At 62.3% G+C, this 14,669-nt stretch carries 10 protein-coding genes; 8 read left to right on the top strand and 2 right to left on the bottom strand.

Translation table 11 applies throughout. From position 1 onward, the window contains the following. Positions 1-232 precede the first annotated feature (232 nt). From OKW20_RS30445 to OKW20_RS30435, 3 genes are all read left to right on the top strand, one after another. Entirely contained in the window at positions 233-1,255 is a 1,023-nt protein-coding gene (locus OKW20_RS30445) for a putative 2-aminoethylphosphonate ABC transporter substrate-binding protein (RefSeq protein WP_043616072.1), read from the top strand. A gap of 81 nt (positions 1,256-1,336) precedes the next feature. Beyond that, a complete protein-coding gene (locus OKW20_RS30440; RefSeq protein WP_402326223.1) occupies positions 1,337-2,518 on the top strand; it encodes a putative 2-aminoethylphosphonate ABC transporter ATP-binding protein in 1,182 nt (393 codons plus the stop codon). 2 nt (positions 2,519-2,520) lie between these two features. Then, entirely contained in the window at positions 2,521-4,530 is a 2,010-nt protein-coding gene (locus OKW20_RS30435) for a putative 2-aminoethylphosphonate ABC transporter permease subunit (RefSeq protein ID WP_429178297.1), read from the top strand. Positions 4,531-4,603: 73 nt separating this feature from the next. Here OKW20_RS30435 and OKW20_RS30430 read toward each other — a convergent pair whose 3' ends face one another. Next, a complete protein-coding gene (locus tag OKW20_RS30430; protein WP_429178251.1) occupies positions 4,604-5,641 on the bottom strand; it encodes a GlxA family transcriptional regulator in 1,038 nt (345 codons plus the stop codon). 214 nt (positions 5,642-5,855) lie between these two features. On the opposite strand from OKW20_RS30430, the gene OKW20_RS30425 reads away from it, so the two are divergent. Together OKW20_RS30425 and OKW20_RS30420 are read left to right on the top strand one after the other, a co-directional pair. After that, on the top strand, positions 5,856-6,641 hold the full coding sequence (locus OKW20_RS30425) for a DeoR/GlpR family DNA-binding transcription regulator (protein WP_429178249.1): 786 nt from the start codon (positions 5,856-5,858) through the stop codon (positions 6,639-6,641). 85 nt (positions 6,642-6,726) lie between these two features. Beyond that, a complete protein-coding gene (locus OKW20_RS30420; RefSeq protein WP_429178247.1) occupies positions 6,727-9,177 on the top strand; it encodes a GcvT family protein in 2,451 nt (816 codons plus the stop codon). A gap of 53 nt (positions 9,178-9,230) precedes the next feature. Here the strand turns inward: OKW20_RS30420 and OKW20_RS30415 are convergent, their stop codons facing one another. Beyond that, entirely contained in the window at positions 9,231-10,172 is a 942-nt protein-coding gene (locus OKW20_RS30415) for a LysR family transcriptional regulator (RefSeq protein ID WP_429178245.1), read from the bottom strand. Between the two features lie 204 nt (positions 10,173-10,376). Here OKW20_RS30415 and OKW20_RS30410 point away from each other — a divergent pair, with 204 nt between their 5' ends. The 3 genes from OKW20_RS30410 to OKW20_RS30400 all read left to right on the top strand — a co-directional run bounded on the left by OKW20_RS30410 (position 10,377) and on the right by OKW20_RS30400 (position 14,667). Then, entirely contained in the window at positions 10,377-12,002 is a 1,626-nt protein-coding gene (locus OKW20_RS30410; protein ID WP_429178243.1) for an amidohydrolase, read from the top strand. A 55-nt stretch (positions 12,003-12,057) separates the two neighbouring features. Further along, positions 12,058-13,650, top strand: coding sequence for an ABC transporter substrate-binding protein (locus OKW20_RS30405; RefSeq protein ID WP_429178241.1), 1,593 nt, complete (start codon positions 12,058-12,060; stop codon positions 13,648-13,650). Positions 13,651-13,731: 81 nt separating this feature from the next. Beyond that, positions 13,732-14,667, top strand: coding sequence for an ABC transporter permease (locus tag OKW20_RS30400; RefSeq protein ID WP_043620668.1), 936 nt, complete (start codon positions 13,732-13,734; stop codon positions 14,665-14,667). Positions 14,668-14,669 lie beyond the last annotated feature (2 nt).

Below are 14,669 nucleotides of genomic sequence, written 5' to 3'. Positions count from 1 at the left end.
CGAGCGACATTGTCCTGGGTGTTGCTGATGGCTTCATCGTTTGCCTGCCGGCTTGCCTCGTTTTGCGGCAGAGCATCCATAGTTTTTATCTTCTGAACGATAAGAATAATAAATTTTACTTACCAGAAACCGCTGCGCAGAATGGTTCCCGAAGCCGATCACAACAGGGCAGCAGCAAGATTGCCCGCCGTGCTTCCCCGGTATTTCCAGGACTTCAGAGGAGAACTTCAACATGAACAGACGCATGCTCATCATGCTTGCCAGTGCTGCTTCCGCCGTGCTTCCCGCCGTCGCTTTTGCTGAAACCCAGCTGACTGTCTACACCGCCGTCGAGGCCGTCGACCTTGACCGCTACAAGGCGACCTTCGAGAAGGCGCATCCGGATATCAAGATCAACTGGGTGCGCGATTCCACCGGCGTCATGACGGCAAAGCTGCTCGCCGAAAAGGACAATCCGCAGGCCGACGTGGTTTGGGGGCTTGCCGCCACCTCGCTCTTGCTCCTCAAAACCGAAGGCATGCTTGAGCCCTACAAGCCGGCGGGCGTCGAGGCGCTCGACCCGAAATTCGTCGACCAGGACACGCCGCCGAGCTGGGTCGGCATGGACGCCTATGTTGCAGCCCTTTGCTACAACACGGCGGAAGGCGAAAAGCTCGGCCTCAAGCCGCCGACCAGCTGGAAGGACCTGACGAACCCCGAATACAAGGGCCATGTGGTGATGCCGAACCCGGCATCCTCGGGCACCGGCTTCCTCGACGTCTCGGGCTGGATGCAGATGTGGGGTGACGAGAAGGCCTGGGACTTCATGGACAAGCTCCACCAGAACATCTCCGCCTACACCCATTCCGGTTCCAAGCCGTGCAAGATGGCAGGCGCCGGCGAAGCGGTGATCGGCGTGTCCTTCGAGTTTCCGGGCGCCAAGGCCAAGAGCGCCGGTGCGCCGATCGACATCATCTTCCCGGCCGAAGGCTCGGGCTGGGAGGCGGAGGCAACCGCGATCATCGCCGGCACGGCAAATCTCGAAGCCGCCAAGACCCTCGTCGACTGGTCGGTCACCAAGGAAGCCAACGAGATGTACAACGCCGGCTACGCCGTCGTTGCCTATCCGGGCGTCGCCAAGCAGGTCGAGCACCTGCCGGACGACATTGCATCCAGGATGATCGTCAACGATTTCGAGTGGGCCGCCAACAACCGCGCGGCAATCCTCAAGGAATGGCAGAAACGCTACGACGCCAAGTCTGAGCCGAAGAGCTGAGCCTGATCGGCCGGGCGCAGCGCGATTGCGCTGCGCCCGCTCGCATTCTCCTGAGATTCCTCAAGCCAGCGGAGCTTGCAGATGAGGCATGCCCTGTCGATCGAACCGACACCAACCAGCCGTTCGCTGACTGCCGATTACGCGGCGACGGACACCGCCCCCTATCTGCAGATTTCGGACCTGTGGAAGACCTATGGCGATTTCGTCGCGCTGCGCGATATTTCGCTCTCCATCGCCAGGGGCGAGTTCATCTGTTTTCTCGGCCCCTCCGGTTGCGGCAAGACTACGCTGCTTCGGGCGATTGCCGGTCTCGATCTTCAGACCAAGGGCACCATCCTGCAGGACGGACGCAACATCTCGACGCTGCCGGCCTCGAGCCGTGACTATGGCATCGTCTTCCAGTCCTATGCGCTCTTTCCTAACCTGACCATCGAGCAGAACATCGCCTTCGGCCTGGAAAACACAGGCCGGTCGAAGGCTGGTGTTGCATCCCGTGTCGCCGAACTCCTGGAAACCGTCGGCCTTTCGGCTCACGGCAAAAAATATCCGGCGCAGCTTTCCGGCGGCCAGCAGCAGCGCATCGCGCTTGCGCGCGCCATCGCCATTTCGCCGGGGCTCTTGTTGCTCGACGAGCCGCTGTCGGCACTCGACGCCAAGGTCCGCGTGCATCTTCGCCATGAGATCAAGGCACTGCAGCGAAAGCTCGGCGTCACCACCATCATGGTGACGCACGACCAGGAGGAGGCGCTCGCCATGGCCGACCGGATCGTCGTCATGAACCACGGCGTCATCGAGCAGGTCGGCTCGCCGACCGAAATCTACCGTCATCCCGAGACGTTGTTCGTCGCCGACTTCATCGGCGAGACCAATCAGTTCGAAGCGCGGGTGCTTGGAGATGGCGAAGTCGAGATCGGCCACTCCGCCTTCTGCTGTTCGACAGAGGATTTTTCCGCCGGCCATGCGGCAACGGCGGTCGTTCGCCCGGTCGACATCATTCCCCACGGAGCGGATGCCCATGCCGTCAACGCCAGCGACCGGCCGGCCACACCGCAGAACCTGATCGATGCCGAGGTGCGCGAGATGGAGTTCCTCGGCATGTTCTGGCGCACGCGCCTGACGGCACCCCGTCTCGGCGAACGCACGCTGGTTGCCGACTTCTCGGTCAACGCGGTCAGACGCCTGCGGATCGAAACCGGCGGCGCCATCCAGGTGGAGATACCGCGCGAGCGCCTGCTGCTCTATCCGAGGGGTGCCGGACGATGAACATGGTTCTGGAAGCACCCCACCTTCCCCTGATCGGCAAGCGGCTGCGCCAGGAGTCCTCCAAAGACGATCGCATCAAGCTCGGCTTCATGGCGGTCATCGGGCTTTATCTGGTGGTGGCACTCGGCGCGCCGCTCTTCGTGATGCTGTCGAAGTCGCTTTCGACCTATAGGTTCGAGCTTTCAGCCTTCGAGTTCCAAGTGAGCGACGAGACCGGTGCGAACTGGGGTCCAATCGCTAGCGCCGAAGACCTGAACCGTACACTCGCTGCCGTGACGGAAGCCGAGCTTTCGGTGAGTTCCGACGGGCGGCTTGCGGCCACGAAGTTCTTCCCGGAGTTCAAATTCCGCAGTCCCGTCCACTACCGCATTCGCGGCACCAGCGATGACGCGGCCTTCCTGGTCGGCTCCACACTGGAGAAGGGCACGGAGTGGCGCGAATACGATTCCGGCACGTTCCGGCGTGTTGTGCTCCGGCCCGCCCGCAGCCTCGGCTTCGAGAATTTCGGCACGTATTTCTCGACGCCAGCCCTTGCGCAGTCGATCTACAATTCCGTGCTGATGGCGGTCATCAGCACCGTGTTCACGGTCGCGATCGCCTTTACGCTGGCCTTCGGGCTGACACGAAGCTGCATGCCGTTGAAGGGGCTCTTTCGCGGCATCCTGACGATCCCGATCCTCGTCCCCTCGCTGCTGCCGGGCATCGCGCTCGTCTATCTCTTCGGCAATCAGGGGGTCTTCAAAGACTGGCTGCTCGGCTATTCCATCTATGGACCGATCGGTATCGTCATAGGCTCGATCTTCTTCACCCTGCCGCACGCCTTTCTGATCATCCTGACCGCCCTTTCCGTGGCTGACGCCCGGCATTACGAGGCAGCGGCTTCGTTGAAGGCCAGCAAATGGCGCACGTTTACGACGGTCACGGTGCCCGGCGCGCGCTACGGGATCGTCTCGGCGGCCTTCGTCGTCTTCACGCTTGTCATCACCGATTTCGGCTTGCCCAAGGTGATCGGCGGGCAATACGGTATGCTCGCGGTCGATATCTACAAGCAGGTGATCGGCCAGCAGAACTTCGAGATGGGAGCCGTCGTCTCCGTCATCCTGCTCGTGCCGGCGGTGCTTGCCTTCTATGTCGACCAGCGCATGCAGAAACGGCAGGTGGCGTTGCTGTCGGCGCGCGCGGTACCCTATGCGCCGAAACGCAATGCTCGTACGGATACGCTCTGCTTTGCCTTCGCCTGCCTGGTCAGCCTGTTCATTCTCGGCATGATTGCCATGTGCCAGATCGCGGCGGTCGTGAAATTCTGGCCGTATGACCTGACGCTGACAGCGAAGAACTTCGCCTTCGACCTGATGGATGGTGGCGGTTGGGCTGCCTATGGCAACTCGATCCGGCTTGCCCTGCTGACAGCGCTCTTCGGTTTGGTCGTCGTCTTTGCCGGCGCCTACATGGTCGAGAAGGCCGATGGCTTCCGCTTCGGCCGTGGCCTGTTTCATTTCCTTGCAATGATGCCGATGGCGGTGCCCGGCATGGTGCTCGGCCTTGCCTACATCTTCTTCTTCAACAACCCGGCCAATCCGCTGCACCCGATCTACGGCACGATGACGATCCTGGTCGTTTCGACCGTGACGCACTTCTACACCGTCGCGCACCTGACCGCGTTGACGGCGCTGAAGCAGATGGACCCGGAATTCGAATCCGTCGCCGCCTCGCTGAAGCAGCCCTTCCACCGGCTGTTCTTTCGGGTCACGGTGCCGGTCTGCCTGCCGGCGATCCTCAACATCGCGATCTATCTCTTCGTCAATGCGATGACGACCGTCTCGGCAGTGGTGTTTCTCTACTCGACCGATACGAAACTCGCGTCGGTTGCCGTGCTCAACATGGATGACGCCGGCGACATCGCGCCGGCGGCCGCGATGGGCATGATGATCTTCTACACAAATGTTGCCGCCAAACTTGTCCACGCGCTGATCTCCCGCGGCTTGCTCGCGCGCACCCAGGCCTGGCGCTAACTCGCTTCCAGGCCTTTGCAAAGCGCCGCCTCCCTTCGCTCTGAAGGGGGCGGCGCTTTTTCTGCGCCCCTCCCTAAGCCACCCGGAGTTCCGCCATCACCGCCTTGCGGCCGTTTCCGACGCGCAGGCGCTCCATCTCGTTGAGACGCGAACGCTGCGGCGTAAGGCCGTAGCGTTCGCGGTAGGTGCGGGAAAAGTGCGAGGCGGTGGAAAAGCCGCAGGCGACTGCGATCTCGATGACCTGAAGGGACGAGGTGATGAGCAGCAGGTGGGCGCGCTCCAGCCGCAGGTCGAGATAGTAGCGCGCCGGCGTGCGACCCATTTCCCTTCGAAACAGGCGCTCGATCTGGCGTCGGGACAATCCGGTCGATGGTGACATGTCGGCGAGCTTCAACGGCTCGGCGAGACTTGCCTCCATCTTTTCGATGACACGGATCAATAGCGGGTTGTCGATGCCGAGGCGCGCCTGCAGCGGCAGGCGCTGGCGCTCGCCGGTCTCGCGCAGCCGCTCACAGAGCGCTGCCTCGCAGATGCGGGTGGCCACGTCCCGACCAAGGTCCGATTCGATGATGTGCAGGAACATGTCGAAGGGCGCGTTGCCGCCGGCGCAGGTGTAGATCCCGTCGTCGATCTCGAAGGCGGTCTGGCGCGGGTTTGCGACGAAGAACCTTTCGGAGAAATCGGGAAAGTGCTCCCAGTGAACGGCGCAGCGACGCTCATCAAGCAGCCCCGCCCGCGCCAGACAGTAGACGCCGCCGCCAAGCCCGGCGAGGCGCGCATTGCTGCGTGCGCTCGATCGCAGCCAGGCTTCCAGGGCCCTGTCGGCCGGCGGTTTCGTGCGGCCGCCGCAGACGACGATGAAGCCCGTGTCGCTACCACGGCCAAACCGGGTGCGTTCGGCCGAGAGCGGCCCCGCTACCGGGATGCCTGTGCCGCAGGATGAGATGGCGGGTGCGCCATCTGCTGTTACCATGTGCCAGCCGTATACCGGGCGGCCGGCAACGTCATTGGCGAGGCGTAGCGCTTCGATCGCTGCGGAGAAGCCATGCAGGGCGAACCCATCGAGAAGGTAGAAGGTGAAGTGGCGGGCGTGCGCACATGCCTGTTGCATTGTCTCTTCCTGATCACAAAAGGCGTCAACGTGGTACGAGTGGGGAATAATAGTTACATTATGCAACATTTCGCGTTGTTGCCAATCCCCGTTTGAGCAAGGATCCGATGAAATTCGCTTGAATTCGGGGAGGTGAAGTAGTTTTGCGCGTGCGTCGCGGCGTGGGCAGGCGCCGCAGCTTGTCAAATGGACAAAAATGAACACAGATAGTCACATGTCAGAACAACAAAACGCTCGCGCTCTTGCTCCCCGTCGTCACGGCGAAATCCTCAGGCGTCTTGCAGCCGATGGTACCGTCGGTATTAGCGAGCTTGCGGACTTCTTCGATGTTTCGCGTCAGACCATCAGGCGCGACCTGAAGCTTCTTGCCGATCGCGGCCAGCTCGATCTTGTCCATGGCGGCGCCACCCTGTTCGAGCCGACCGAGGCGGCCTTTGTCGAGCGGCGGGAGGAGAATGCCGGGCCAAAAGCGCTGATCGGTCGTGCAGCAGCAGGTCTCGTGCGCGACGGTATGGTGATCTTCCTTGATTCCGGCACGACGACGCTTGCTGTGGCCCACGCTCTGGCTGGGCGAAAAAACCTAACGATTTGTACGACTTCGTTATCGATCGCGCTTTTGATGTGCCGACAGCCCCAGGTGCGCGTCCATATGCTCGGCGGCGAAATCGATCCGGATGAAGAAGCGGCTATCGGGATCGATGCGCTCGAGGCCATCAGCCATTTCCGTGTCGACGTCGCGTTCCTGGGCGGCGGCGGCCTGTCGCCGGATGGCGAGGTGACCGACTTTACCCGCAGCGGCGCCGAACAGCGCTCACGCATGGTGGCAACGGCGGCCAAGGCCTATTTCGTCCTCGATAGCTCCAAGTTCGGACGGCTGACGCCGTTGCGTATTCCCCGGTTCGAAGCGGCCGCCGGAGTGATTGTCGACCGGCATCCGCCGGAGGCAATCCGCGAGGCGCTTGAGCGCAAAGGTCCGGTCTTGGTCGTTGCAGAAGTGTGAAATGTAATATTTTGTAACTTTATGTCTTGTTCTTTGCCTGCATTTTGTTACCGTGCGGCCTTCCATGGGTTCGGGAGGTCGTTTCATGGCACAGGAATTTCCAACACAGGCACAGGTCGTCATCGTCGGTGGCGGTATCATCGGCTGCTCGGTCGCCTATCACTTGACCAAGCTTGGCTGGAACGACGTCGTTTTGCTGGAGCAGGGTCAATTGAGCGGTGGCACGACCTGGCATGCGGCCGGTCTCGTCGGTCAGCTGCGCAGCCACGCCAACATGACGGGTCTGATCAAATACTCGACCAAGCTCTATAGCGAGCTGGAGTCCGAAACCGGACTTGCCACCGGCTGGAAGAATTGTGGCTCGCTCTCGGTTGCCCGCACGCAAGACCGCATGACCCTGTTGAAACGCACGGCGGCCTCGGCCCGTGCACAAGGTGTGGCGATCGAGGTGATCTCGCCGAAGGAGGCGCAGGATCTCTGGCCGGTCATGGCGATCGACGATCTCGTCGGCGCCGTCTGGCTGCCGGGCGACGGCAAAGCCAATCCGACAGACCTCACGCAATCGCTCGCCAAGGGCGCACGCAATCGCGGCGCGCGGGTGATCGAGCGCGTCCGGGTCATCGGTATTTCGACCAAGAACGGCGCCGTCACCGGCGTTGAAACCGATCGGGGCGCCATTGCCGCGGAGATCGTCGTCAACTGCGCCGGACAATGGGCACGTAAGGTCGGCCAGATGTGTGGCGTCACCGTGCCGCTGCACTCGGCCGAGCACATGTATATCGTCACCGGCCGCATCGAGGGCGTGCATCCGGATCTGCCTGTCATGCGCGATCCTGATGGATACATCTATTTCAAGGAGGAAGTCGGTGGGCTCGTCATGGGCGGCTTCGAGCCGGAAGCCAAGCCCTGGGGCATGGCCGGCATTCCCGATGATTTCGAGTTCGCGCTTCTGCCTGACGATTGGGACCAGTTCGAAATCCTGATGCACAATGCGCTGCAGCGCGTGCCGCAACTTGCGACGTCAGAGGTGAAGAAGTTTTACAATGGCCCGGAGAGTTTTACTGCGGACAACAACTTCATTCTCGGCGAGGCGCCGGAACTGAAGAACTTTTTCGTCGGCGCTGGCTTCAACTCCATGGGCATTGCCAGCGCCGGCGGGGCAGGTCGGGCGCTTGCCGAGTGGATCGTCAACCGCGCGCCGACCATGGATCTTTGGCCGGTCGATATCCGTCGCTTCGCCGGCTTCAACAACAATCCGCGTTGGCTGCACGACCGCGTCAAGGAAACGCTCGGCCTGCACTATGCGATGCCCTGGCCAAATCGGGAGCTCGATACGGCGCGCCCCTTCCGCCGCTCGCCTCTCTACGATCGCCTTGCCGCCAAGGGCGCGTGCTTCGGCTCGAAAATGGGATGGGAACGGGCCAACTGGTTTGCCGCGCAAGGCGAGCGCCCGGTGACCGCGTATTCCTTCGGTCGGCAGAACTGGCATGAAGCGGTCAGGCGGGAGATGAAGGCGACGCGCGACGCTGCCGGCATTTTCGACCAGACCTCCTTCGCCAAGCTGCTTGTCCAGGGGCGTGATGCGGCAGCGGCGCTCAATCGCATCTGCGCTGCCGACATCGACGGCGAGATCGGCCGTTCCGTCTACACCGGCCTCTTGAACGCCCGGGGCGGCTACGAGAGCGACCTGACCGTCATGCGACTTGCCGCCGATCGTTTCTTGCTGATTACAGGTTCGGCCCAAGCGGTCCATGATGCGGACTGGATCCGCAAGAACCTTGCCGCGGACGCCCACGTGACTTTGACCGACGTGACGTCGTCCTATGCAGTCCTGGCGCTGATGGGGCCGAAGTCGCGCGACATTCTCGCGAAGCTCACCTCGGCCGATATCTCGAACGAGGGCTTTCCCTTCGCGACCATCCGCGAGATCGATATCGGCTACGCCACGGCTTTCGCCAACCGCATGACCTATGTCGGCGAACTCGGCTGGGAACTGATCGTGCCGACAGAATTCGCCGTCGGTGTCTACGAGGCGCTGCACGAGGTCGGTCGCGCGTTCGGCCTCACGGATTGCGGCTACTATGCGCTTGAGGCGTTGCGGCTGGAGAAGGGTTATCGCGCCTGGAGCCGCGAACTGACACCCGACATCAACCCCTACGAGGCCGGTCTTGCCTTTGCCGTTGCTCTGGGAAAACCCGACGGCTTCGTCGGCCACGACGCGCTCGTGGCTGCAAAGACCAAAGGCACGCAGTCGCGCCGCATCGTGCAGTTTACGCTCGACGATCCCTTGCCGATGCTTTGGGGCGGTGAACTGATCCTGCGTGCGGGAAAACCGGTCGGCGAGGTCCGCTCTGCCGCCTACGGTCACACGCTTGGGCGTTCGGTCGCACTCGGTCTGCTTGAAAACCCTGGAGGCGTGGACAAAACCTTCCTCGAGGGGGAGCGCTTCGAGATCGATCTTGCTGGCGTTCGCTATGCCGCGACGGTGCATTTGGCGTCGGCCTACGATCCGCGTGCGCTGAAGGTCAAGATTTAGACTATCTCCCGCAACGCGGCGAATTGCGCGTGTTGGTCTTTCCGCGAGCCTGTCTAGGCGGGCTCGCGTTCCAGCAGGAGCTTTGCCGTCTGCCAAAAATCTTCGACCCTGCGGCTGCGCGTTGCGGCGTGACGGTAGAGGCGTATTTCGAGGTCGAGATTCCAGCCCTTATCCGCGGAAGCGGGTACCAGAGCCCCGGCATCGATCGCGTCGCGGGCGAGGCTTTCGGGCAGCCAGCAAACGCCGGCACCTGTCATGGCCATGTTCATCAGCCCTGCGCTGATCGTGTTTTCATGCGTGGTGCGACGCCGGAAGGGCGGGCGCCGCAGCATGAGACGCGAAAGGGCGACACCGAAGAACGAATTGAACCCGTAGCTCAGATAGGGAATGGAGAGCCGCGGCTGCGCCACGGCCCGGTCGAGGATGTGCAGTCCCGGTAGCGTGCCGTCGGGGGTGGAGACCTTTGCCGCGGCGAGCGGGATCAGCCGGTCATGGGCGATCGTCAACGACGAGAATTGTGCGCGGTCGAGATGGAACGGCACCTCCGAATGCGCATAGGTCAGGAAGAAATCCGCCTCATCGCCGATCAGGGCGTCAAGATTGGCCTCGATGCCGCCGCGGTCGGGCATCAGCGAGGTGCTGAAGGCGCCACCTGCATTTTCCAGCAGTTTGAGCCAGCCCGGGAAGATCGTTACCGTCAGCGTATGGAGCGCGGCAAAGCGGATGAGGCCTTCTTCGTGCGACGGGCGCAGCGACTCGCGTGCTGCATAGAAGGTTCGGATTGCCTCCTGTGCGATGGGCAGGAAATTGCGACCTGCCGACGTCAGTTCCGCCGGCATGGTGGCGCGGTTGATCAGCGTTGCGCCGAGCCAGCGCTCCAGCTGTTTGATGCGACGGCTGAAGGCAGGCTGAGTCACGTTGCGCAACTCGGCAGCGCGCGAAAAACTCGATGTGTCGGCAAGCGTCACGAAGTCCTCCAGCCACTTGATCTCCATGCCCAGATCTCCCCTGCGTTGCAGCCGAGGGGATCATAAGTCCTTGGAAAGAAATCGCTATGCCGATATTGCATCAGCCTTTGCTAAAAGCGAATTAGCCAAACCCCGACAAACCTTCCACGTTGCACCCAAGGCAAACAGTTTTGATTTCGAGGCAGCGAGGAGGCTCACGAAATCAAGCTGATAACAAAAGGGGGATTGTTAATGGCCTTCCAGCTTCACGCTGATCTTATTCTGCACAACGGCCGTATCTGGCGGGGCAGGGAGGAGGGGACCAGCGAGGCCGTTGCCATCTGGCAGGGCAAGGTTCTGGCAACCGGCAGCGATGCCGAGATGGCGAGCCTCAAGGGGCCGCATACCGAGGTGATCGATCTCGAAGGCCGTTTTGCCAGCCCCGGTCTCATCGACAATCACCTGCACCTGATTTCCACCGGCATCACCATGGGCTGGGTCGATGCGACGCCTGCCGCCGCGCCGACACTTGCCGCCCTCATGGAAAAGCTCGCCGAACGCGCGGCCGCCACGCCGAAAGGCGCCTGGGTGCGGGCGCGGGGCTATGATCAGGTCAAGCTCGATGTCGGCCGGCATCCGACCCGCGAGGAGCTCGACCGCGCCGTGCCGGATCATCCCGTGCTCTTGACGCGCGCCTGCGGCCATGTGGCCATCGCGAATTCGCTGGCGCTGAGCCTGGCCGGTGTCACCGAGGCGACGCCGGTGCCTGACGGCGGCGTGATCGGCACCACGGACGGCCGCCTCAACGGATTCCTGGCGGAAAACGCGCAGAACCTCATCAAGACGGCTATTCCCGAGGTGACGACGGAGGAGTTGATCGACGGCATCGAGCGGGCAGGGCGCTATCTTCTGTCGCTCGGTATCACCAGCTGCATGGATGCGGCGGTCGGCCAGCTCGCCGGCTTTGCCGAAATCCAGGCCTATGAGATGGCCAAGCTTTCCGGCCGCTTGCCGGTGCGCGTCTGGTTGACGCTGCTGGGCGATCCCGGCGTCTCGATCGTCGAGGATTCCTGGCGGGCGGGGCTTATTTCCGGCGCGGGTGACGACCTGTTGCGCGTCGGTGCCGTGAAGATCTTCCTCGACGGCTCGGCCGGCGGGCGCACCGCCTGGATGACGAAGCCCTATCTCGGCGAGCCCGACAATCTCGGCGTGCAGATGCTGCCGGATGCCGACGTCGAGGCGATCGTCAAATCCTGCCACGACCGCGGCTATCAGATGGCCTGCCACGCGATCGGCGACGGTGCGATCGAGCAGTTGATCACCGCCTATGAAAAGGCGCTGGCCGCCAATCCCGATCCGGATCGGCGTCATCGCATCGAGCATTGCGGCTTCTCGAGCCCCGAGCAGGATCGGCGCATGAAGGCGGCCGGCATCTTGCCCGCGCCGCAGATGGCCTTCATCCACGATTTCGGCGACAGCTACATCTCGGTGCTGGGCGATGAGCGCGGCAAGGCGTCCTACCAGATCGGCACCTGGATGCGCATGGGCCTCAAGCCCTCGACAGGCTCGGACTCGCCGGTCTGCTCGCCCGACCCCTTCCCGAACCTTCACGCCATGATCACGCGCAAGACCGGCAAGGGCACCGTGATGGTGGAGACGGAGAAGCTGAGCCGCGAGGAAGCGTTGCAGGCCTACACGGAGTACGGCGCCTATTCGCAGAAGGCCGAGGGCGTGAAGGGCAAACTGGTGCCGGGCCAATGGGCCGACATTGCCGTCTTCGACAACGACCTGCTGGAAGCACCGGCGGACACCATCCTCTCAGGCACACGCTGCCTGATGACCCTGCTTGCAGGTCGCGTCGTGCATGACGCGCGCTGACGGCCTGCCGGACTGACCAACACAAAGCCGAAAACGGCACGAGAGGGAAAACAGCATGCTGAAAAGATTGACATTGGCCGCAATGCTCGGCCTCGGGGTGGCAACCGGAGCGCTGGCTGCGGGTGAACGCCACGGCGGAACGCTCGTCTTTACCGCACCCTATGGCTCGAGCTTCGCTACGCTTGATGTTCAGGCAAGCCCGAACACGCAGGAAGAATTCATCACCCAGGCGATCCACCGCGCCCTCTACAGCTGGGATTCGATCCAGAACAAGCCGGTGCTGGAACTCGCAAGCTCGGAAGAGGTGTCCGAGGACGGTACGGCGCACACCTATCGCCTGCGCGATAATGCCGTCTTCCACAACGGCAAGCCGCTGACGGCCGACGATATCATCTACAGCTACAAGCGCATCGCCAACCCGAAGAACGCCTTCCCGGGTGCAAGCTATATTGCCGTCATCAAGGGTGCGGATGAGTTCATCGCCGGCAAGGCCGAGGAGATTTCCGGTCTCAAGAAGATCGATGACCACACGCTGGAGATCACCTATACCGGACCGATCAACCCCGGATTCCCGCTGATGCAGAACACGACGGTAATCTATCCGTCTGACGTCAAGGATGAATCGAGCTTCGCCAAGACCCCCGTCGGCCTCGGCGCCTTCGTCTTCAAGGAACACGTGCCGGGTTCGCAGGTCGTCGTCGAAAAGTTCGACAAGTACTACGAGGAGGGCAAGCCCTATCTCGACCGCATCAACATCGTGCTGATGGCCGAGGACGCCGCGCGCGACGTCGCATTCCGCAACAAGGAAATCGATGTCTCCATCCTCGGGCCTACCCAGTACCAGGCCTATCAGGGTGAGGACGCGCTCAAGGACCACCTGCTCGAAGTTGCCGAGGTCTATACGCGCAACATCGGCTTCAACCCGGCCTTCGAACCTTTCAAGGACAAGCGGGTCCGCCAGGCGATCAACCATGCGATCAACGCGCCGCTGATCATCGAACGGCTCGTCAAGAACAAGGCCTACCCGGCTTCCGGCTGGCTGCCGCTGTCTTCGCCGGCCTTCGACAAGGACAAGGCGCCCTACGCCTTCGATCCTGAGAAGGCCAAGGCTCTGCTGGCGGAAGCAGGCTATGCCGATGGCTTCGAATTCGAAGTGACGGCGAGCCCGAACGAAAGCTGGGGCGTGCCGATCGTCGAAGCCATCCTGCCGATGCTGAAGAAGGTCGGTATCACCGTGAAGCCGAAACCGGTCGAAAGCTCTGCGCTTGGCGATGCCGTGACGTCGAACAACTTCCAGGCTTTCATCTGGTCGAACCTGTCCGGTCCCGACCCGCTCAATGCGCTGCGTTGCTTCTATTCCAAGACGGCGCAGTCGGCCTGCAACTACGCGAGCTATTCGAGCCCGGATTTCGACAAGCTCTATGAGGCGGCCCAGCAGGAACGCGACCCGGCCAAGCAGGGCGATCTGCTTCGCCAGGCCAACAACATCGTGCAGGACGATGCGCCGGTCTGGTTCTTCAACTACAACAAGGCGGTCATGGCCTACCAGCCCTGGATCCACGGCCTTGTCCCGAACGCCACGGAACTGGCGGTCCAGCCCTATGACGAGATCTGGATCGACGACACGGCTCCGGACGCACGCAAATAGCCCTTGAGAGGTTCGGGGCGGCTTCGGCCGCCCCACACATCAGTTGTCCCACCCATCCGGGTGGCCAAAATGGAACCGCTCATGCTTCGTTTTACCCTGCGCCGCATTCTGCAGGTCGTCCCGACGATCGTCGTGGTGGCGTTGCTGATCTTCGTTATCTTCTCCGTCGTCCCCGGTACCTTCGCGGCCAGCCTCTTTGCTGACGGCAAGCGCGCCGCCGATCCGCAAATGATCGCTCGCCTCAACGAGGAATTCGGTCTGAACAAGCCGCTGATGGAGCGCTTCGTGACCTATGTCACGGATCTCGCGCAGTTCGATCTCGGCACCAGTTTCCGCACGCGCCAGCCGGTCATCGACCTCATCGGTGACCGCATGGGCGCCTCGCTTCAGTTGGCCGTTGCCGCCATGGTCTTTGCCATCGTCGTCGGCGTGCCGCTCGGCTTTCTTGCAGCACTCAGGCCCGGTTCGATCCTCGATACCGTGACGATGATCGGCGCGGTTTCGGGCCTCTCCATGCCGCAATTCTGGCTCGGCCTTTTGATGATGTACCTCTTCGCGCTGCAACTGAACTGGCTGCCCAGCTTCGGTTATGGCGACGGCTCATTTAGGAATCTCATCCTGCCGGCCGTGACCCTCGGCGTCACACCGCTGGCGCTGCTTGCACGCACCACGCGGGCCGGCGTCCTCGACGTGTTGAACGCCGATTTCATCCGCACCGCCCATTCCAAGGGCATGAGCGAGGCGAAGGTCGTGCGCTGGCATGTGGCCCGCAATGCGCTGGTGCTGATCGTCACCACGGTCGGCCTGCAGTTCGGCTCGCTGATCGGCCAGGCCGTCGTCATCGAAAAGCTGTTCGCCTGGCCGGGCATCGGTTCGCTCCTGGTCGACAGCGTGGCGATCCGCGACATTCCCGTGGTGCAGGGCACGATCCTCGTCATCGTGCTGTGGTTCCTGATCATCAATACCGCCGTCGATCTGGTCTATGCCGCGATCGATCCGCGCATCAAGCAGGAGTGACG

The organism is Ensifer sp. LBL (genome assembly GCF_050435225.1).
In the GTDB taxonomy this organism is placed as follows: Bacteria; Pseudomonadota; Alphaproteobacteria; order Rhizobiales; family Rhizobiaceae; genus Ensifer.
Note: the sequence above shows the minus strand (reverse complement) of the source record. Positions and strands in the feature narration are given on the sequence as shown.